Here is a 20,552-nt window from a genome sequence, read left to right as displayed (position 1 = left end):
CCATTTCTTAGTTACGTAATGGCTTACCTTTGACAAGCATGTGTTGCATCCTTTGTTGTGATTTTGGTTCAGCTACAAGCTCAACAAATGCTTGGCGTTCAAGGTCAAGTAAGTATTGTTCATCTACTTCTGTTCCGTATGGTACTTTTCCGCCTGCAATGACGTAAGCTAGTTTTTTAGCAATTTTCAAATCATGCTCTGAAATATAACCAGAGTTCATCATGGCTTGGGCTCCTAATAGTAGGGTCGCATAGCCCGGCTCTCCTACGACTGGTACCTTTGTGCGTACTGGAGGTGTATAACCGGCTTCGCTTAATGAAAGCACAGCTTGTTTCGCGTCATACAATTGATGATTTCCGTTCACGCTCACTCCATCAGCTTTGTTGATGAAGTTGTTGTCTCTAGCTTCTTCACCAGATGTTGAAACTTTTGCCATCGCAATACTTTCAAAAACAGAATTCGCTACTTTTTGAAGATCAAAATCAACGCCTGTTGGTAGGCTGGCTAGATACTTCATATACAGCTCTTTGTTTCCGCCTCCGCCAGGGATTAGTCCGACTCCGACTTCAACCAGTCCCATATACGTTTCCATCGAAGCTTGGATATGGTCGGTTGGTAAACACATCTCTGCTCCACCACCAAGAGTCATACCAAATGGTGCTGCGACAACTGGTTTATGGCTATATTTCATTTTTAACATCGCTTGTTGGAAGTGACGAATCACCATTTCTATTTCAAAAACATTATCATCTTGTGCTTCCATTAAGATCAGTGCTAAGTTGGCTCCCACACAGAAGTTTTTCGCTTGATTTCCGATAACAAGGCCCTTATAGTTCTTCTCTACTTCATCTACTGCAAAATTCACCATTTGAATGATGTCCATTCCAATCGCATTGTTTTGCGAGTGGAATTCTAAAAGGGCGACTCCATCACCAATATCAATTAAACTAGCACCTGTATTTTTCTTGATTAACTTGCCTTGTTTTTTCAACAATTTTAGGTCGATTTCTTTTTCATTTCGTTCCACTTTTTTGTAATCACCCTCATGGAAGAAGAAGAGTTCTCCCTCTACTTCTTTGTAAAAAGAAGTGTGACCAGCTGCAAGCATATTGGTAATCCATGCAGGAATTTCCTTTCCTTCTGCTTGCATTTTCTTCACAGAAGCTTCGATTCCGATCCCATCCCAAGTTTCAAACGGACCGAATTCCCAACCAAATCCCCATTTCATTGCTTGATCGATTGCGACAACATCATCCGCAATCGTGCCAAAGAGCTCAGCAGAATACAGAAGAACAGGGGATAAAATATTCCATAATAAGTTGCCAGCTTTGTCGTCACTATACACTAACGATTTCAGTTTACGCTTTGCTCCTTTTTGCTGCTTGCTCATTTCAAGAGCAGGTGTTTTTAACTTTTTGCGTTCCTGATATTCTAAGGTTGCCGTATTGAGCTCAAGGATTTCTTTTCCCTTTTTCAAGAAGAATCCCTGCCCTGATTTACTTCCTAACCAGCCATTTTCAATCATTTTCTTCATAAATTCAGGCGTTGCAAACACTTCTTTTTCAGCGCCTTCAACTTGGTCATACACATTTTTGGCAACATGAGCGAATGTATCTAGTCCGACAACATCTAACGTACGGAAAGTAGCGCTCTTAGGTCTTCCGATCAAAGGTCCAGTTACTGAATCCACTTCTCCGACACTGAAACCACCTTTTACCATTTCTTGTACCGTGACAAGAAGACCGTAAGTTCCAATTCGGTTAGCGATAAAGTTTGGCGTATCTTTCGCAAATACAACGCCTTTTCCTAGCACATCTTCACCAAATGTTTTCATGAATTGAAGAACTTCAGGATCCGTGTGTTTCGTCGGAATCACTTCAAGTAATTTTAAGTAACGAGGTGGATTAAAGAAATGTGTGCCTAGGAAGTTACGTTGAAAATCTGCTGAACGTCCTTCTGCCATTGCTTCCACCGATATGCCAGAAGTATTTGAGCTAACAATGCTTCCCACTTTACGATGCTCTTCCACTTGTTGGAACACTTTTTTCTTTATATCTAAATTCTCTACAACGACTTCTATGATCCAATCAACATCGCTTAATTGGTTCATGTCGTCTTCAAAGTTACCTGCTTGAATCAGTTCCAAGTTCTTTTTCGAAGTTAGTGGTGCTGGTTTTTGTTTTAATAACTTTTTTAAAGCGTTTTCACTAATGCGGTTACGAACGACTTTATCTTCTAATGTCAGTCCTTTTGCTTTTTCACCATCTGTTACTTCACGCGGTACAATATCTAGTAATAGTGTTGGAATTCCAATGTTTGCTAAGTGAGCGGCGATTCCAGACCCCATTACCCCAGATCCTAAAACGGCTGCTTTTTTGATTTGTTTCGTCACGTATATTTCCCCCTTTGACATCTTGAATGAATACTCATTCATTTTATTGCCAAAAAAAATCCCTCGAATGAGTTCTACTATATATAATATATAAGAAAATGGAAGAAAGCGCAATATTTTAACTATTAAAATATGATAAATTTTCAAAAAATACTGTTTTTTTTATTTGTAATGAACTGCAAAATCCCGGGAATACTAGTGTTGGAGGTGGATAATATGAAACGGAAAAAAAATCCTTCGAAAGCTGCTGTAAGTGCTGCAAGCGTAAAAGGTGATGCTGGCCCGACACCTGAGTATGATGGTGGTGGAAAAGTAAACAGTCAAAACAATCAGTACAAAAAGCAACCTTAAGTATAGTGTATGCGGACAGCTAATCTTTGTGATTGGCTGTTTTGTTTGAAAATTACTATTTAAGGAATAATGGAGGGATTTTTCCGTATCAGAGTGGAAGAATACTACTCATGTTGTTCGTATTTCTAATAAATACAGTTAAATTGCCAAACTTTCTGTGTGAAGGGCTTCCCAAAAGATCGTCGCTTTTCTCAGCAATATCTATTCCCTTAAAAGGATCGATCCCGGGGCACCTATTCGTTTATTTTGTTAAAAAATCCCTACCAGAATGGCCTATTCCACCTAGAATTAGATTAAACCGCAACAATGTGTCTGAAGGGAGTCCTATCCAAAGAAAAAAGACGTTAAAAATAACGCCTTTATTTTTGAAAAATTCCTTTGACCACAAAGCCAACATTGGCAGGTCTTTCGGCTAATCGTCTCATAAAGTAACCGTACCAATCTGTTCCATATGGGACATAAACCCGCATTTTATAGCCTTCTTTTTGTAGCTCTAGCTGACGTTCTGCTCTAATCCCATATAGCATTTGAAATTCAAACTGATCGTGAGGAATATTGTGTTCTCTCACTAGTTGTTTTGTATAATCAATCATTGCCTCATCATGAGTGGCAACTGCTGTGTAATGTCCATTTAATAAGTGCATTTTAATGATTTTTTTGAAATTTTCATCTACATCACTCTTTTCTGGAAAAGCGACTTCTGATGATTCCTTATACGCTCCTTTTACAAGACGAAGATTCGGAGCATATGCATTCAATTCTTTTATATCCTCTTCAGTTCGATACAAATAGGCTTGAATCACTGTGCCGATATTGTCAAATTCACTTTTTAACTGTTTAAAGGTGGTTAATGTTTTGCCACAGTGCGAAAAGTCTTCCATATCAATCGTTACAAACACATTATTTTTTTGAGCAGCTGTTAAAATCTTGCGCATATTTCGCATCACGACCGCTTCTGCGATATCAAGACCCATTGAGGTCAGTTTTAAAGAGAGTTGTGATTCGAGGTTCTCTCGACCAATTGCTTCAATCGCCATAATTGAATGAACCGCCATTTCATTGGCTTCTGCTTCGTTGTCGACAAACTCTCCTAAGAAATCGATTGTCACAACAAGCCCCTTTCTATTTAACTCTTGGATAACTTTCGTTGCTTGCCCAATGCTCTCACCGGCCACAAATCTGCCTGCACCAAATTTAAGGCCATAACGTTTGGCCAACTTGGTCAGACCTCGATTTTTTGATAAAAATAAGAAAAAGTTACGCATGACCTGTTCCATGTTGTATACCCCCAAAAGAGAAATATATGAAAGCGGTTACTTTTTTGACGAAAAAAATATAGAGGTCTTACCTCTCCCCACTTTTCACTTTATTTTATCATTTTTTGGTTTATTTGAATATACAAAAATCAATGTTATGTGAAATTATTATTATTATTTCTCTCTTGATATATGCATAGTGACAAGGCGTAGAGGAAAGCTAATGAATGGTAACGAACTGCTCGGGAAAGCCTATTTTTCTGAGGAGTTTTTGAATACATTTTTAGGAGGGAATTTTATGCAACAAAATCAAATGGGCGATCAAACGTACACGACTCCACCTCAAATGATAACAACCAAAGATTCACTATACTTAAATGATATGCTCTCTTGGAATCTGCTTGCGATGAAAAAATCACATTTTTTAGCAGAGCATTGTCAAAATGCTGAATTAAAGGCTGAACTAGATAAGTGTGGACAAATGCATCAACGACATTACAATCAAATTTTGACTCACTTAAACACTGCACAACCACCACAAAATCAAACTTATATGTAAATGGGGGCTTAGTTATGCAAAACCAACAGAACAATCAAATTCAAAATCCCGAAACGCAAATTCCTAAAACACCACAAATGAATGACCGCGATTTTGTTAATGATCTACTGGCAACTGAAAAATATATGACGGATTCTTACTGTACTGCCTTAAACGAAGCGAGTCATGACGCCCTATATCAAGATATCCTTTCCATCTTTAATGAAACGCAAAATGCACAAAGGGAATTATTCAACTGTATGTTCCGAAACGGATGGTATAAATTAGAGGCGGCTGATCAACAAAAACTGCAACAATCGCATCAGCAGTTTCAGGGCTACTCGTCTCAATTTCCTTATAGTAATGGTGTGCAATAACCACAAGAAATGCGCATGGCGCCCCGCTCGGCGACAAGCATAAATCGAGAGGACTGACCTGATGCGCTCTATGCCTCTTGACTAGGCGTGGCTAATGCTCTCGTTCCGATGGAGACTGAGCTAAAACAAAAATTATTTAAAGATTCTCACGTTCTTCCTTCACCAAAAAAGCTAGCACATTCTGCTAGCTTTTTTTCTTCTCTTCTCGGTGTTGGTCATTAAGTTCCTTAATTTCAAGAATGAGTTTTTTTATTTCCTCTCTGCTCTCAGGGTATTCAGTATTCCAATGTTTTACAAGTGGAGGCATTGATTTGGCAATATACGTGTATAGAGCCCATTTTTCTACTTTTTCTTTTAGTTCTGGAGAAGCCTCTCCAAGTAACAACTCTGTGTACTTTTCTAACAACCCATCAAATTGTGCTTCAAACGTTTCTTTATTCATACATCTACCACTCCTTCTTTACTCCTACTATACCAAAGAGAATTTCTTTCTTCACTTTTGGGTTGGTTCTCATACTTTCCAAAAAATTAGGCAAACTAACCATATTATGTTTTAACGAGGTAATTTTATGAAATTAATCATCCGAAAGAAAAAAAATTCGAAGAAGAAGCAAGATACTGAACTATTACCTCATCTTAGTCTATCGGCGGACTATAAAGGGATAGAGTATTGTTCAGATAATGGCGAAAAATTTTCCTTTCATTACATTTTCACCCTTGTTGATCAGGAAATCGTGCGGAAGAGTATTCTTCCTTATTTATTAAAGAACTCACTAGAGAATCCAAATGATCTCCATGATCTTATTCCCGTAACAGGAATTAAGGTATTAACGGATAAGAGCTTAATTGATAATCATTTACTGCGAGGTTCCATTTTGGTTACGTTTGCCAGTCACCCCGATTCCTTCGTGCTCATTCCAGCTCGAAAAGTTGAAGGCCGAAGTCTCTCTTCACCTGAAGTAGAATTTACGGTTGAAGGTCCGAAAGAAGCGTTCGCTGAGTCGATTATCCAAAATATTAATCTTCTTCGTAAAAGAATTCCGCAAAAAGAACTTATTATTGAAGAAATAGTGGTGGGGACTGTTTCCCAAACAAAAGTAGGCCTTATTTACATAGACAATATCACCAACGATCAAAATGTCGAGACAGTCCGTCAGCGTATCACCGACCTTGACATCGATCAAGTCATCGATAGTACGATTATTGGTCAGCTAATTTCAGATAACTCTTTTTCTCCATTTCCTCAAATACTGGATACAGAACGTCCTGATCGAGCCGCTTCTGTACTAGTGGAAGGAAAAATTGTCATCCTTGTTGATGGATCACCGCATGCCTTAATTTCACCAACAACGCTTGTTGAGTTTTTCTCTGCCTTTGAAGACTATTTTTCGAATTGGATTATCGCTTCCTTTATTCGGCTAGTTCGGTTATTTGCGGTGGCGTTCTCAATTTTAATTACGCCTATTTACGTTGCTGCACTAACCTATCATTATGAGCTCATTCCAAAGGATTTAATGTCTACCTTGATCACGTCAAGACAAGAAATCCCTTTGCCCCCGATTCTAGAAGCATTATTTCTGGAATTAACGATTGAATTGCTTCGTGAGGCAGGTGCAAGATTGCCAACAAAGGTTGGCCAAACGATTGGTATTGTTGGCGGAATTGTTATTGGAACCGCGTCGGTAGAAGCAGGATTAACGAGTAATGTTTTACTTATCTTGGTCGCACTAGGTGCCTTAGCTTCATTCTCTACTCCCGTTTACCAAATGGGTAATACGATTCGTTTACTACGATTCCCCTTTCTATTATTCGCTGAATTATGGGGATTAATTGGTATCGTCTATTGTTTTTGTCTATTAATGACCCACCTCCTCAGGCTTACATCACTTGGTAGACCTTTTTTAGAACCATTGTTTCCACCTCGGATTCAAGATTTAAGAGATTCGATCATTCGGTTTCCATTTTCGCTGCAAAATCGGCGTCCCGAATATTTAAGAACAAAAAAACCGCAGCGATTTGCAAAACCGCAACATAGCAAACAAAAAGCGGATATTGATGAATAAGCGAAAGAAGGAGTACTATGGTCAATATTTCTCAAGATAAACAAATTTCTCCATATATTGTTTTTTTCCTTATTAACTCGATACAGGTGGGGATTGGCGTCCTCGGTTTTCAACGGGTTGTCGCTGAAAAAGCAGGATATGATGGCTGGATATCCGTCCTCTTGGCTGGTTTATCCACACATCTTGTGGTTATCGTGCTCTTTCAATTAGCAAAGACTGGTGGAGGAGACCTAGTTGAGGTGCACCGCTATGTTTTTGGAAAATGGCTTGGCCACGCTTTGAGTTTGATATTTTGTCTTTATTTATCGCTTATTGCCTTGAATATTTTGCGTAACTATATTGAAGTGATACAAGTATGGCTTTTCCCAAAATTGAATCCACTATTTTTCTCTTTTCTTTTTTTGGTACTGGTTTACTATATTGTCAGTTCAGGATTTCGAGTGGTTACGGGGGTTGCTTTTTTTGGTGTGATGCTCCCTGCTTACTTGGCACTTACCTTTTTGTATACATTAGGCTATTCTGACTTTCGAAATTTCTTACCCATTTGGGATCATGACTTGATGAGTATTCTTTCCTCAGCGATGAAGATGTCCTTAACTTATTTAGGCTATGAAACACTATTGATTTATTATCCGTTCATTAAAAATGGGCGCATTTCACAAAAGTGGGCACATCTTTCACTTGCGACGACAACATTATTCTATTTGTTCTTAACCATCATAACATTTGCCTATTTTAGTGAAGAACAGCTGAAAAAAGTGGTATGGGCGACGCTATCTTTATGGAAAATTGTTGAGATGCCTTTTGTCGAGCGCTTTGAATATATCGGGATTGCGAATTGGTGCTTAGTTATTCTCCCTAATGTTTGCCTTTTCATCTGGTGTGCTAGCCGCATCATCAAACGTACGACCGGTTTTCGGCAACGACGTGCCCTAATCGTTATACTTTGTCTTATATTTGTGTCGGTCTACTTTATACAAACAAGAGAACAAATCAATCGACTAAATGATATTGCCGGCAACATCGGATTGTATATTAACTATGTCTACTTCCCTCTTTTACTCGGCTTGTTATTACTAGTTAAGAAGGTGAAAAAATGAAACGTTTCTTTCTCTTATTCCTTCTCTGCTTATTCCTATCAGCATGTGTGGAAAAAGAAATACTGGACGATTTGAACATTGAAGGTGCGATCGGTTATGATTTGACGGATGATAAGAAAATCCTTGGCACAGCAATCTACTCGAGTTTTCAAAGTGACAAAACGATAAAAAATGTAACTCTCTCGACACAAGCAACGGCCAGCAGAGATATTATGAGTGATCTCGAGCTTCAATCCTTTCAGCCTCTGGTTAAAGGTAGTTTAGAAGTAGTCGTCATCAGTAAGGACTTGAGTAAAAATGGAATCTTTCATATTGCAGATCATCTACAACGTGATGCCAGTATCGGCTCTCGGATCTTTTTAGCGATTTGTGATGGAAAAGCTCAAGAATTATTAAGTGGGGAATATGGGCATAAAGGGAATGCTATCTATATTTCAAAATTAATTGAACATAATATTCAAATACGTGATGTTCCTGATTCTAATCTCCATGTTTTCCTTTTTGATTATTTTCAAAAAGGAAAATCACCCTACATCCCAATTATTAAACAAACCAGTCCGGAAAATGTTCAGATTTCTGGATTGGGTTTATTTAAAGATGATAAGTATATCGACCGTATTGATTCAGACCAAATGTTCTTCTTTAAATTGCTTGTCGATAAATACAGTGAAGGTAGTTATACACTGAAATTAAAAGGAGATGGTGAGCTCTCAGGATTTCCAGAGGAAGCATCCATCCATTCGATTCACTCGAAAAACAAAATTTCTTTTCCGAGCAAAAACAATCCTATTGAAGTCAAAATCGATATAACCTTGGACGGATTTATCCGTGAATTTACTGGAGATAAACTCTCTCAAGCAAAAATCAAGGAAATCGAAAAACAAATGAAAGAGGATATCGAAAAGAATAGTAATGACCTAATAGCTCGCTTTCTCGAGTTGAAAATTGATCCGATTGGCATAGGACATCGCTTAAAAACCAAGAAAAGAGGATTTGATTTTAAAAAGTGGGACGAGGATTACCCTAATATTAAAGTCACAATCGTTCCTCATGTAAAAATTCTAGAATCAGGTACAATTGAATAAGAATTCTAAAGAAAAAAGATCATGAATTACTCGTGATCTTTTTTCGGTTGGCTTTGAATCCAACCTATCGTGTCCGTTAGAACGGCTTGATAAAATTTGAATCGTTCATGGCTCCATGTTGGAAATTCCTGCTCTTTCATGATTCTGAAGGTTGCCAAAAGGTATTTGGTGTTTTCCATACCTCTAGCAGAAAGAACATTGTATAGCCAGTAGATATAATCCAAGAACACCTGTGAAGACTCTAGTTTAAAAGCGGCATCAATATATTCAAAGTGCTTTTTCAAATCATAAACGGTATGCTTTTTCCCTTTTTCACCGTGTCGCTCATGTAATTCTGGATAGTCCTTGTACAAAATTCTAACAATCTCTTCGACAGCTCGGACCTCTACTATGGAGAGAGTTTCTGTTTTTTTGTACATATTGTCAACTCCTTACGCTAACTATACACCCTGTTTGATTCGATGTAGTCCTTAAGCTGTCGAGAAAAATTCTTAGCCAATCGACCGGGTGGATGTTGGAATGAAATTTCTTAATCAGACCTCTTCTCCTTCCTCTACTCAATCATGAGACACCGAGGGGTTACATCGGACCTGCCAATCATGCGCATCGATATCCTTCCAATAAAAGTGAATTTCACCCAGATAATACCTTGCTCTTCAATTTCTACAACATTATTAAAGAGAAATATATAGGGCATTCCCACAAATACAAACGGAAGATACATTGTTTCAATATATATACGATAAAACCAAATCATTACAATGAAGACACGCAAAATATATATGACCACAATAAGGAGTTTATACACTGTATGACTCGTCATACTGTAATTAATCGAAATTCCAAAAGAATCAAAATAATTCGTTTTTCTGTTTGGCTGTTATCGCTTTGTTTCGGGCATCATTTACGAAATGCGGAAGTGGCTGCCCAGCAGCGGCGGGCAAATGTTATCCAACGGAGAAGGTCCTGACCTTTGGAGTTGGATGTTATTTGTCCCATAGCTGCTAGCCACTGCAGCTAGATCCGTCTACTTTTGATGGGAATCAACAGTGAAATGGGTGATTTAATCAAAAATCAGATAAAATAACCACAATGGATACGAAAAGAGCCTTCCGTTAAGAGGAAAAAGCCACCCTAGTTTATTCCTTTGATCAAAGTCATACTCGTGGAAAATGCAATATGTAGCCTCATCACCCTGCGCTTTTATCCTTGAGAGAAATAACTCTTTTTTCCCTCACGCTCAACAATGCGGCTTCTATCATTATTATTACTTGATTAGCTTCCTCAGAAGTAACAGGAACTTGCGCCTGTTCGGTAATAGCTTGATGTAATTTTTCATAAAAAAGCAAATAGTTCCCTTTTTCTGAAGGGAAGACTGTCGTTTCGAATTTATCTTGCTTCTGTAATGTCAATTCTCCATACATTGTCGATGGCTCCACTCCCCACATGGCGTCTGTTGGGTGTATAAAACTATTGAGCTGTTCTTCTTGGCAATCCATTCCTAGTTTCACAAAGCTGCCCTTTGTTCCATGTACTTCAAAGCGAGGACCAGATTTTGGTACAATGGATCCACAATGTAAAATCACTCTTTTCTCACCGTAACTCAATACGAGATGAAAATAATCCTCCGCTTTATTTCCCCCACGTTGAGCAAAGGCATCTGCCCAGATCCAATCGGGTACTCCGAAAAGTTGAAGTGCACCATCAAGTAAATGTGCACCTAAATCATATAAAACACCCGCTCCAGGAACAGCATTTTCCTTCCATCGATCTCGACTATGGGGTCTGTAGCGGTCATACTGAGCTTTATACGTACTAATTTGTCCAAGCGTATCATCTTGTAATAGTTTTTTCACTGTAAGAAAATCTGAGTCCCAGCGGCGATTATGAAACACAGATAAAACTAATTCTCTTTCCTTTGCCAACAAAATTAACTCTTTACCTTGTTCTGATTGAACGACAAACGGCTTTTCGACTAACACATGCTTCCCTGCTTCTAAAGCCTGTTTAGTTTGATCGTAGTGAAGATGATTGGGTGTCGTAATCACCACTAAATCAATCTCATCCAACATGATCAATTCCTCGATTGAGCTTAAGGCTTTAGCTTCGGGAAAGTCTTCGTTCACTTTTTCATGTTTAGAAGTTACAATAGCCTTTACGTTAAATCCTCTACTAGCAGCTAAGAGCTTGCCATGAATCGTTTTTCCAGAATAGCCATAGCCTACAATCCCTACATTTACGATATCCATAATTCGATCCTCTCTTTGCCTTATTTTAAGCTATCATAACATATCAATATTTCTGCCGCGTAGACAATAGAGCAACATTTTTGATTCTTTTATTATGAGGCGATACAATAAGAAAGTACTTCACTTTGTGAGGGAAACAGAATAACATTCTTTATTTGGAACTCGTTTCGAATAGTTTCCATCTATTGAAACAAAATAAAAGATGGAATTCACAGATTTGTCAAGTGTTTCACTTTTATACTGATGGTCAGAGAAGGCTCCCCAAAAAATATTTTTTCGTTAGGCTGTTTTCGCAAAGTTTGTGGCTTTTCGAATCAGTTTTTCCTCTATGATATAGCTTTGTTTCGGGCATCATTTACGAAATGCGGAAGGGGCTGCCCAGGGACGGCAGGCATCTGGCAGAACACGTAGTGAATCCCGATTCACGCAGTGGGCTGACAAATGCCCGAGTCCCTAGCCACTGCAGCTGGATCACGAAATGTGGAAGTGGCTGCCCAGGGACGGCAGGCATCTGGCAGAACACGTAGTGAATCCCGATTCACGCAGTGGGCTGACAAATGCCCGAGTCCCTAGCCACTGCAGCTGGATCACGAAATGCGGAAGGGGCTGCCCAGGGACGGCAGGCATCTGGCAGAACACGTAGTGAATCCCGATTCACGCAGTGGGCTGACAAATGCCCGAGTCCCTAGCCACTGCAGCTGGATCACGAAATGCGGAAGGGGCTGCCCAGGGACGGCAGGCATCTGGCAGAACACGTAGTGAATCCCGATTCACGCAGTGGGCTGACAAATGCCCGAGTCCCTAGCCACTGCAGCTGGATCACGATAAGCGGAAGTGGCTGCCCAGGGACGGCAGGCATCTGGCAGAACACGTAGTGAATCCCGATTCACGCAGTGGGCTGACAAATGCCCGAGTCCCTAGCCACTGCAGCTGGATCACGATAAGCGGAAGGGGCTGCCCAGGGACGGTAGGCATCTGGCAGAACACGTAGTGAATCCCGATTCACGCAGTGGGCTGACAAATGCCCGAGTCCCTAGCCACTGCAGCTGGATCACGAAATGCGGAAGGGGCTGCCCAGGGACGGCAGGCATCTGGCAGAACACGTAGTGAATCCCGATTCACGCAGTGGGCTGACAAATGCCCGAGTCCCTAGCCACTGCAGCTGGATCACGAAATGCGGAAGGGGCTGCCCAGGGACGGCAGGCATCTGGCAGAACATGTAGTGAAGCCTGCTTCAGGTAGTGGGCTGACAAATGCCCGAGTCCCTAGCCACTGCAACTAGATCACGAAATGCGGAAGGGGCTCGCCCAGCAGCGGCGGGCAAATGTTATCCAACGGAGAAGGTCCTGACCTTTGGAGTTGGATGTTATTTGTCCCATAGCTGCTAGCCACTGCAGCTAGATCCGTCTACTTTTGCTGGAAATCAACTGTGAAACGGAAGATTTAATCAAAAATATGTTGAAATGGCCACAATGTATACGAAAAGTGCCTTTCGTTAAGAGAAAAATCAGCAGAATATTGGAGGTTTTATCAATGAAAGCTATTACAAACATCGATACGTTTGAACAAACTATTTCTTCTTCAGAGCCTGTCATTATTAAGTTTTTTGCCAATTGGTGTCCCGATTGCCGGAGAATGGATATGTTTATCGGTGATATTATGGAAGAATATAATTCTTACACTTGGTATGAACTTAACAAGGATGAGCTTCCAGAGCTCGCAGAAAAGTATGATGTAATGGGAATACCTAGCTTGCTTATTTTCCAAAACAGCGAGAAAAAAGCTCACCTTCATAGTGCAAATGCCAAATCACCAGAGCAAGTAATCGAATTTCTACATTCAGTAAAATAAGAAGCGTTTTTGGGAATTCTTCGTCTTTATATAAGGCTCTTTTCGTACACTTTGTAGCTGAAGCCTAAAAAATTAGAGGAAATCCTCATTTTTTTTACCAGGTTTAAAATTGTTACGAAAAGATCCCTGAACTCTCTCCTTATCGAGGTATAAGGACCGGTACCAAAAGCAACCATTTTTGTGAAGATAGCCCTGTATGTAGAGGCGGAGAAAACCCAAATATGCACCATCGAAAACATAGTCTTGAGCTGTGTTTTTAAATTACCTAAAATTAAATTGCTTGCAATTTAATTTTAGACGTTATATTATTAATATGTTCAATAAATCATTTTAGGAGGAATTCACAATGACTGCATTATACACTGCAAGCGCAACAACTTCAGGTGGACGACAAGGAAAAGTAACCTCATCAGATGGAAGAATTGACCTCTCCCTAACTATGCCAAAAGGTCTTGGAGGCGCAGGTGGAGAAGGAACAAATCCAGAGCAATTATTTGCAGCTGGTTACTCAGCTTGCTTCGATAGCGCACTAAATCTAGTTGCTCGCCAAGCCCGTAAGAAGATTGAAAGCGACGTGACAGCGGAAGTATCAATCGGCAAGGACACAGATGGAGGATTTGGTTTATCCGTGAATATGATCGTCAATATTAACGGGGTTTCTCAAGAGGAAGCAGAAGAACTAGTCAAAACGGCTCATACTGTTTGCCCCTATTCAAAAGCAACCAAAGGGAATATGAATGTGACACTTCAAACACGCGCAATCTAAACAAAACGATTAGTGAGTGGAGTAAAAAAATATCCGAATCATCAAAATTTATCACTTTCACATTTTGAAAAAAAAACGAGCTCATCATGAGCTCGTTTTTTCTAGTAGATTCAAAATTAAGTTTAAATTACTTAATAAAGATTAATTTATAGAGATGAGTAATCACCGTTTTCGATACCGCATAGACCGGTATCACAAAAATAATTCCCACAAAACCGACTAAGTTCCCTGCAAATAAAATAAGAACAATGATTGTTAATGGATGTATTTTTAATGTTTTCCCCATGACTTGTGGAGAAATAATATTTCCCTCAATTTGTTGAGCAACTAACATAATAATCCCAACGTACACCACCATAATCGGATCCTGGAAAATAGCGACTAGTAAGGCAGGAATCACTGCAAGGAATGGTCCTAAAAAGGGAATTACGTTTGTAAACAATCCAAAAAGGGCAAGTACAAGCGGATATTCTAGTCCGATTATTAAATACCCAATGTAAAGCAAGGTCCCGACACAAACACTCACAAAAACCTGACCTTGGATGTAGGAGGAAATCGTTTTATCCATTGCTCCAAACACATCATTCACGTCTTTCCGTTTATTTTGCGGAAAGAACCGTTCAATAAATGGAACAAACCGATTACTGTCCTTTAACATATAGAATAAAATAAAGGGAACTAAAACCAAGTAAAAAATAGTATTAAATAATCCCGTAATAAATGATAAAAAGCTTTTAGACCAGTTTGTTAGATTATCTTCAACAGTGGTGCCAATATTTTCGATTGACGTTTTTACAAATTCGGGCATGTCTTTCCGGTTCTCTTGAACGTACTCTATTCCCTCTTGAACAGCCTCACTCATTTCTGGAATATTTTTGACAAATCGATCTAGCTGATCATTTACTACTGGACCAATCATCTTGTACATTCCAAAAACCACGAGAACAATGGAAACATAGGCCATTATTATAGCGATTCCTTTTGGGACTTTTTTCTTTTCCAAAAAATTAACCAACGGACGACATAAATAAAATAAAATCCCCGCTATGACAAATGGTAGAAAAATCGTCTTCAACAGCACCAATAAAGGAGTAAAAATAAAGCTCACTTTATCGAGTAAAAAAATGATGATTAAGGTTAATATGATGGCAAGCATAGTCCGAAACCATCGTTTATTTGCTAATGACATGTCTTCTCCTCACAATCTACTTCTTTTATTACTGCTCATTATACCACCTTTACCCAATTGTATAGTACTCATGACTTATTTTTCTATCAGAATGTTTGACTTAAAAAAATCGTAGAAATTAACCTCTCTGAAACAGCTTCAAAAGGAAGACAAAAGGAGCGACTACTAATGAAAAAACGAAACTTATTTTATCCATACCACTTGGAGCTTCTTTCTGTGAAAAGGTCGGGAACTTAATTATGGTTTAAGAATATCATTCGTGCGTGGGAATTTTGTTATTTGTCTTTTTTTCTTAAAAAGGGCAATAGGAAAGAGAGCGATTGATTTTAAATTTTTTTCAATAGCCAGAAGTATATTCAAATTAAAAAGTGGTTAAGCTAATGAGTTTGAGTACTCAATAAACGGTTGTTTTCCAGATAAAATATGATAGATGATTTTTAACGTCTTATGTGCGATTGCGATTAATGCCTTTTTCTTCCCACGTCGAGCTGCCAATGACCAGTACTTACCTGCTAACCATGTGTTTTTTGTCCTAGAAATAGCCCATGCAACTTCACATAATGTCGATTTTATGTGTGGATTCCCTTTGGTTGTTCGGGTGCTTTTTTTTTACCCGCACTTTCGTGATTTCCTGGTGCTAAGCCCGCCCATGATGCTAGATGTTGTGCTGAAGGGAATTGACTCATTTCAATGCCGATTTCGGCAATGATACTTGCGACAGATTTCTCTTTTACTCCGGGAATGGTTAACAATAAATCAACTTGTTCCTTATAAGGAATCAATAATTCTTGAATTTGTTTTTCAAGTTGTTCCAATTGTTCCTCTAGGAAGATAATGTGATTCCAGGATTGGCGAATCAAAAAGATTTGGTGTGTAGTAAGTGTTCCAAAAAGGGAATCCGAAATTTGTTGCGCTTTTGGCATCATTTTAAAATGAATGGTTTCTAGCACATCTTTCGGATCCACATACCCCTGATCTACAAGTTTCGAAAGTAGTTTTCGTCCCGAAACACCAAAAACATCAGAGATGACGGAGCCCAATTTTATATTTGAGCACTCTAATGTTTTTTGTATTCTGTTTTTCTCAGCTGTTATGTTCCCAACCCATTTTTTTCGTAATCTCGTTAAATCTCTCAGTTCACGAATATCTGTTGGAGGGACAAAACTCTTTTCAATCAACCCATGTTGAAGTAATTTCGCAATCCATTCTGAATCGGCAACGTCTGTTTTGCGTCCTGGTACATTTTTAATTCGTTGTGCATTAGCTAATGTAATATCAAAGTAGTCTTCAATAACATTAAAGATTGGCTTCCAATAGATTCCTGTGCTTTCTAATGCGACGTGAGTAACGTTGCATTGTTCTAGCCACTTTAATAATTCATATAAATCTTTGGTCATCGTTGGAAAGGATTGAATTTCGGTAACGGAATGTCCATCTGAATCTTCCCGAATGACACAAGCCACAATCTCTTTCTGATGAACATCTAAACCAGCACAGTTCTTTAACAATACGTCCATTCTTAACACCATCCTAAATTGTAGTGAACAAACAGTGGAAAAGATTGTACATCGACATTTTTCTGTACGTGATCCAAGTGAAACTTGGTCAACAAGGCGGTGTGCAACAATCGATTCCTCACAGTTTCTATGACAGGGTTTACCCACCATTAAAAGCCACGTACTTGCCTGTTTGTTGTATTATCAGTTATAGTCAGATGGCAAAAAAATAACCCCCATTTTCATTAGGGGGTGCGAGTAAAAAATCATGTTAGTTTCTATTGGCTCTTTTCGTGTACCTTGTAGCTATTTCATCTGATTTTTGATTACATCTTCCACTTCACAGTTGATTTCCAGCAAAAGTAGACGGATCTAGCTGCAGTGGCTAGCAGCATGTGGAGAAGATAAGCCAAAAGAAAATGATTCTATTCAATTAGAGGAGATAGAGCCAGAGACAGACATAACGCCAGAACCTGAATCGCAAGAAGAACCTGCTCTAGATAAGGAACCTTCAGAAGAAACAAACGAAAACACGGAAGAATAATAGACCCCCAATGAATTGAGGTAAAAACAGGACTGCTAGCAGCGTGGGCGCTTAAAAAGCAATTGTTTTTATATGGACCGAAAATTTTTATTCATACACAAAAAATATAAGAAGCTATGCACCTATATAATAGTAGGTTCTTGGTTTCTATTTTCTATATTAATTCTTTTGTGGTCTCCAACCATGCCCGGTCCCTTTTAATCTAAATCTAATAATTTGTACTCTTGGCCACGAATCCTTTTATTATTCTTATTATTGCCACCTCCTTTACGGAGAAGGTCAGCTTTTCATTTCTTTATCCATTCTTCCGCTAAATTTCCATACTGATTGATGGAGTTTTAATGGATAATAATCAATAGGTGTAGTCATTACCTTTTGCTACAATTATCTTAATTTCTCCATATCGTATATGACGAATGGACGGATTTTTTCTGCTTCAATGCCTCCCAGTCACCATGATCCTCAAAGAAGATTCGTTTCAAATATTTGTTTCCATAATAGAAAAATCCCACAACCAGAAAAGCTGTGGGTGACCTGAATCTTATCCTTTCTAATCTAAAAAAAGCTTGCAATTGCAAGCTTTTCTACCATCTATTACTCGGCATATGAAATGACCACATTTTGTGGGATTGTCTCTTTGCCTTCTATATTTTTCACCATATCACATGATGGTAATTCATAAGAAAAATCTGTTACTCTCTCAGGAATCACTTTTTTAGTCTTTAACACTTCAAATAATTTTTCCATCGTATCATCAATATCAAGGGCCTCTTTTGATTGCTTATCGATAAAACCGCCTACACATGTATGCACAATATTTTGTTCAAGTTTCTCTTCTTCAAAAACAAATTCCACATTGACTAATTCTTCTACTTCATGATTCTCTAATTTAATTATCATCGCAATATTCATCGTCTCGACCACCTTGTTTTTGATACTTTTATTATACGTCGTATTAAACAATAGAGCGATAGGGTAAATAGGACGATTTATTGACAAATATCTATTAAAATGGAAATGTTTTCAATAAACTTATTACTTGTTGCAAAAGTCCATACACTAATAGATCGATAAACTCGTTTCTTATTGGGTCTTTTCGTATACATGGTGGCTATTTCATCTGAATTTTGAATAAATCGTCCTTTTCACAGTTGAATTCCATCAAAAGTAGACGGATCTTGCGAAAACGGCTTTCTTTTTAAATATCATTTAGATTTTTCTTCAAATAAAAGACTGTTTCTATATCTTTTTTTATTCAATCGCAAAATCTTTTACGAAAAAATGCTGAACAGAACAAGTTCCTTTAACATAGTATAAAATTTGTCGAACGTTTGTTCTTGTATCTTATTTCTCAATTGGTTATAATAAGTTTGCAAGACCAAATACAAGAGAGGAAGTGTCCGATATGAAATACCAAGCAACTCCATATTTAACTTTTAACGGCAATGCAAGAGAGGCTCTAAACTATTACAAAGAAGTATTCGAAGGTGAAATTTCTGATATCCAAACTTTTGGTGAAGCCGACTTCCCTACTCCTCCTGAAGCTGATGATCTCGTTATGCATGCTCGCTTTATGAAAGGGAATCTACTTCTGATGGTTTCTGATGCGTTTACAGGTAACTCTATTACCGCTGGGAATAATATTTCATTAGCTTTAGAATTAGATAGTGAAGAAGAAATACAAACCATCTATTCTCGTTTATCTGAAAATGGAACGATTCATATGGAGCTTCAAGATACATTTTGGGGAGCTAAATTCGCCAAAGTTCAAGACGCTCAAGATGTCATTTGGGATTTAAACTACACTCTTCCTACTTCAAAGTAATTGTACATATGGACCCAAAACGGACGATTCTTTTCAAATCGTCCGTTTTTCTCATTATTTTCCTCTTACATCACTACAACCGGAAATTCTATTTTTTTCTTCGCATTATTTCATAACCCCGACTGCTAATTTTCATTAATTTTTCTACAATTGTAATTCAACTTACAGCAAGATTTATTAGTTTGAAGGTACAATAAATAGGGAAGAAAAATGATTAAAAGGAGGAATTGCCATGCCACATTTTCAACTATGTCAACAAGCACCTGACTTCACTTTACAGATTTTCCGAACGAGAAAGCCCACTCCTTTAGGTGTGGGATGATAGTGAGGTCAGATACGGTGTAGTACATAAAAAACCTCAAGGTTTTTGTACTACATTAAGCATCTGAAATACTCCCCTTTTTTTGTCGCAGTAAATAATTCGAACTGATAAAATTAAACTATGGAAGAATACAGAAGAACCAAAATTACTCTCTCATTAATTAACTATCATTTTGTTTTCTGCCCAAGGTACAGACGAAAGATATTTCTTCAAACAAAAGTCGAAGAACGCTTTAAGCAGTTGGTGCAAGAAATAAGTGTTGAATTAGATATTGAAATTATTGCTATTGAATGCGATAAGGACCACTCTCACTTGTTTCTTAATGCCTTGCCAACACTAAGTCCTGCTGATATTATGGCGAAAATTAAAGGAGTGACTTCTCGAATATTGAGGAAAGAGTTCCCTCATCTTAAACACCTGCCTAGTTTGTGGACACGTTCTTATTTCGTTTCTACTGCTGGAAATGTATCAAGTCAAACTATTAAAAGATATGTTGAACAACAAAAAACAAGGGGGTGAAACTGTGACACAAACAATCACTGTGAAAGTCAAGCTACTTCCAACAAAAAAACAAGCAAATATTTTAACAAGAATGGGGAAGGAATACATTTCTACAATAAATATACTTATAGCTGAAATGGTTGGAGAAAAGAAAAGCACAAAGAAAACAACCAAACATATAGATGCTTTTCTTCCTAGTGCTGTAAAAAACCAAGCTATAAAGGACGCTAAGAGTCTTTTCTCTAAAAAGGTAAAGAAAAGTAAATATAAAATCGTTCCAATTCTTAGAAAACCTATTTGTGTATGGAACAATCAAAACTTTTCGTTTGACTTTCAAAATCTCTATATACCTCTAATGATTGATAGTAAATCTAAAAAAGTCCCTGTTCGTGCCTTATTGACGGATAAAGATAACCGTAATTTTGAGTTGTTGAAGTATAAGCTTGGTACATTGCGTATCACTAGAAAGTCAAACAAATGGATTGCCCAGATTGCCGTCACTGTTCCTACAGAATACGACGTTGCCGTCCATGAAAATTGGGATTCAGTTGTGGGTATTAGAAACAAGGTAAAAACATAAGACATCCTTGTCACTGCCGTTAGACCCGTTAGGTAAACAAACTGAAAGATCACTATGCGTTACATGG

At 38.2% G+C, this 20,552-nt stretch carries 23 protein-coding genes and 2 pseudogenes; 17 read left to right on the top strand and 8 right to left on the bottom strand.

Features of this window, described 5'->3' with window-relative positions; genetic code table 11:
* Nucleotides 1-7: 7 nt before the first annotated feature.
* Nucleotides 8-2,413, bottom strand: coding sequence for a 3-hydroxyacyl-CoA dehydrogenase/enoyl-CoA hydratase family protein (locus tag U8D43_RS06040; protein WP_442893565.1), 2,406 nt, complete (start codon nt 2,411-2,413; stop codon nt 8-10).
* Nucleotides 2,414-2,608: 195 nt separating this feature from the next.
* On the opposite strand from U8D43_RS06040, the gene U8D43_RS06035 reads away from it, so the two are divergent.
* Nucleotides 2,609-2,743 (top strand): YuzL family protein, encoded by a 135-nt coding sequence (locus U8D43_RS06035; RefSeq protein WP_335870260.1) that lies wholly within the window; start codon nt 2,609-2,611, stop codon nt 2,741-2,743.
* 359 nt (nt 2,744-3,102) lie between these two features.
* Here U8D43_RS06035 and U8D43_RS06030 read toward each other — a convergent pair whose 3' ends face one another.
* Nucleotides 3,103-4,020 carry a proline dehydrogenase family protein gene (locus U8D43_RS06030; protein ID WP_335870258.1) on the bottom strand — a complete coding sequence of 306 codons (918 nt, stop codon included), beginning with the start codon at nt 4,018-4,020 and terminating at the stop codon, nt 3,103-3,105.
* A gap of 277 nt (nt 4,021-4,297) precedes the next feature.
* Between U8D43_RS06030 and U8D43_RS06025 the strand changes: the two genes are divergently transcribed.
* Entirely contained in the window at nt 4,298-4,558 is a 261-nt protein-coding gene (locus U8D43_RS06025) for a hypothetical protein (RefSeq protein WP_335870256.1), read from the top strand.
* 14 nt (nt 4,559-4,572) lie between these two features.
* Nucleotides 4,573-4,914 carry a spore coat protein gene (locus U8D43_RS06020; protein WP_335870254.1) on the top strand — a complete coding sequence of 114 codons (342 nt, stop codon included), beginning with the start codon at nt 4,573-4,575 and terminating at the stop codon, nt 4,912-4,914.
* Between the two features lie 184 nt (nt 4,915-5,098).
* Here the strand turns inward: U8D43_RS06020 and U8D43_RS06015 are convergent, their stop codons facing one another.
* The gene (locus tag U8D43_RS06015) at nt 5,099-5,356 is read right to left on the bottom strand and encodes a DUF2573 family protein (RefSeq protein WP_335870252.1); all 258 of its coding nucleotides are present in this window, start codon (nt 5,354-5,356) and stop codon (nt 5,099-5,101) included.
* Between the two features lie 127 nt (nt 5,357-5,483).
* Here U8D43_RS06015 and U8D43_RS06010 point away from each other — a divergent pair, with 127 nt between their 5' ends.
* The 3 genes from U8D43_RS06010 to U8D43_RS06000 are packed head-to-tail and all read left to right on the top strand — an operon-like array spanning nt 5,484 to nt 9,162.
* Entirely contained in the window at nt 5,484-6,977 is a 1,494-nt protein-coding gene (locus tag U8D43_RS06010) for a spore germination protein (RefSeq protein ID WP_335870250.1), read from the top strand.
* A 17-nt stretch (nt 6,978-6,994) separates the two neighbouring features.
* A complete protein-coding gene (locus U8D43_RS06005; RefSeq protein WP_335870248.1) occupies nt 6,995-8,077 on the top strand; it encodes a GerAB/ArcD/ProY family transporter in 1,083 nt (360 codons plus the stop codon).
* Nucleotides 8,074-9,162: a Ger(x)C family spore germination protein gene (locus U8D43_RS06000; protein ID WP_335870246.1), complete on the top strand. Its 1,089-nt coding sequence runs from the start codon at nt 8,074-8,076 to the stop codon at nt 9,160-9,162. The genes U8D43_RS06005 and U8D43_RS06000 overlap by 4 nt, the downstream gene beginning before the upstream one ends.
* Nucleotides 9,163-9,188: 26 nt before the next feature.
* On the opposite strand, the gene U8D43_RS05995 is transcribed toward U8D43_RS06000, so the two are convergent.
* Nucleotides 9,189-9,581, bottom strand: a complete 393-nt coding sequence (locus U8D43_RS05995) for a hypothetical protein (RefSeq protein WP_335870245.1) — start codon at nt 9,579-9,581, stop codon at nt 9,189-9,191.
* A 392-nt stretch (nt 9,582-9,973) separates the two neighbouring features.
* On the opposite strand from U8D43_RS05995, the gene U8D43_RS05990 reads away from it, so the two are divergent.
* A complete protein-coding gene (locus U8D43_RS05990) occupies nt 9,974-10,132 on the top strand; it encodes a hypothetical protein (protein WP_335870243.1) in 159 nt (52 codons plus the stop codon).
* 220 nt (nt 10,133-10,352) lie between these two features.
* Here U8D43_RS05990 and U8D43_RS05985 read toward each other — a convergent pair whose 3' ends face one another.
* Nucleotides 10,353-11,411 carry an oxidoreductase gene (locus tag U8D43_RS05985; RefSeq protein WP_335870241.1) on the bottom strand — a complete coding sequence of 353 codons (1,059 nt, stop codon included), beginning with the start codon at nt 11,409-11,411 and terminating at the stop codon, nt 10,353-10,355.
* Between the two features lie 441 nt (nt 11,412-11,852).
* Here U8D43_RS05985 and U8D43_RS05980 point away from each other — a divergent pair, with 441 nt between their 5' ends.
* The 7 genes from U8D43_RS05980 to U8D43_RS05950 all read left to right on the top strand — a co-directional run bounded on the left by U8D43_RS05980 (nt 11,853) and on the right by U8D43_RS05950 (nt 14,028).
* Nucleotides 11,853-11,984: a hypothetical protein gene (locus tag U8D43_RS05980; protein ID WP_335870239.1), complete on the top strand. Its 132-nt coding sequence runs from the start codon at nt 11,853-11,855 to the stop codon at nt 11,982-11,984.
* Nucleotides 11,969-12,100 (top strand): hypothetical protein, encoded by a 132-nt coding sequence (locus tag U8D43_RS05975; protein ID WP_335870237.1) that lies wholly within the window; start codon nt 11,969-11,971, stop codon nt 12,098-12,100. The genes U8D43_RS05980 and U8D43_RS05975 overlap by 16 nt, the downstream gene beginning before the upstream one ends.
* Nucleotides 12,085-12,216 (top strand): hypothetical protein, encoded by a 132-nt coding sequence (locus U8D43_RS05970; RefSeq protein ID WP_335870237.1) that lies wholly within the window; start codon nt 12,085-12,087, stop codon nt 12,214-12,216. The genes U8D43_RS05975 and U8D43_RS05970 overlap by 16 nt, the downstream gene beginning before the upstream one ends.
* 216 nt (nt 12,217-12,432) lie before the next feature.
* Entirely contained in the window at nt 12,433-12,564 is a 132-nt protein-coding gene (locus tag U8D43_RS05965) for a hypothetical protein (RefSeq protein ID WP_335870237.1), read from the top strand.
* Between the two features lie 100 nt (nt 12,565-12,664).
* Nucleotides 12,665-12,799 (top strand): hypothetical protein, encoded by a 135-nt coding sequence (locus U8D43_RS05960; RefSeq protein WP_335870235.1) that lies wholly within the window; start codon nt 12,665-12,667, stop codon nt 12,797-12,799.
* Between the two features lie 145 nt (nt 12,800-12,944).
* Nucleotides 12,945-13,262, top strand: a complete 318-nt coding sequence (locus U8D43_RS05955) for a thioredoxin family protein (RefSeq protein ID WP_335870233.1) — start codon at nt 12,945-12,947, stop codon at nt 13,260-13,262.
* 346 nt (nt 13,263-13,608) lie between these two features.
* A complete protein-coding gene (locus U8D43_RS05950; RefSeq protein WP_335870231.1) occupies nt 13,609-14,028 on the top strand; it encodes an organic hydroperoxide resistance protein in 420 nt (139 codons plus the stop codon).
* Between the two features lie 127 nt (nt 14,029-14,155).
* Here U8D43_RS05950 and U8D43_RS05945 read toward each other — a convergent pair whose 3' ends face one another.
* From U8D43_RS05945 to U8D43_RS05935, 3 genes and pseudogenes are all read right to left on the bottom strand, one after another.
* Nucleotides 14,156-15,217, bottom strand: coding sequence for an AI-2E family transporter (locus U8D43_RS05945; protein WP_335870229.1), 1,062 nt, complete (start codon nt 15,215-15,217; stop codon nt 14,156-14,158).
* A gap of 372 nt (nt 15,218-15,589) precedes the next feature.
* Nucleotides 15,590-16,734 (bottom strand): annotated as a pseudogene (locus tag U8D43_RS05940) (IS110 family RNA-guided transposase).
* Between the two features lie 1,117 nt (nt 16,735-17,851).
* Nucleotides 17,852-18,169, bottom strand: a complete 318-nt coding sequence (locus U8D43_RS05935; RefSeq protein WP_335870227.1) for a hypothetical protein — start codon at nt 18,167-18,169, stop codon at nt 17,852-17,854.
* A gap of 493 nt (nt 18,170-18,662) precedes the next feature.
* Between U8D43_RS05935 and U8D43_RS05930 the strand changes: the two genes are divergently transcribed.
* The 3 genes and pseudogenes from U8D43_RS05930 to U8D43_RS05920 form a co-directional block, all read left to right on the top strand.
* The gene (locus tag U8D43_RS05930) at nt 18,663-19,082 is read left to right on the top strand and encodes a VOC family protein (RefSeq protein WP_335870225.1); all 420 of its coding nucleotides are present in this window, start codon (nt 18,663-18,665) and stop codon (nt 19,080-19,082) included.
* A gap of 442 nt (nt 19,083-19,524) precedes the next feature.
* Nucleotides 19,525-19,923, top strand: a complete 399-nt coding sequence (gene tnpA, locus U8D43_RS05925) for an IS200/IS605 family transposase (protein WP_335870223.1) — start codon at nt 19,525-19,527, stop codon at nt 19,921-19,923.
* A 4-nt stretch (nt 19,924-19,927) separates the two neighbouring features.
* Nucleotides 19,928-20,417, top strand: a pseudogene (locus U8D43_RS05920) (RNA-guided endonuclease TnpB family protein); the annotation flags it as partial.
* Nucleotides 20,418-20,552: the final 135 nt, after the last annotated feature.

Origin of the sequence: Bacillus sp. 2205SS5-2, from assembly GCF_037024155.1 — a bacterium.
GTDB lineage: Bacteria > Bacillota > Bacilli > Bacillales > Bacillaceae_K > Bacillus_CI.
This window is presented reverse-complemented; position numbering and strand designations above follow the sequence as displayed.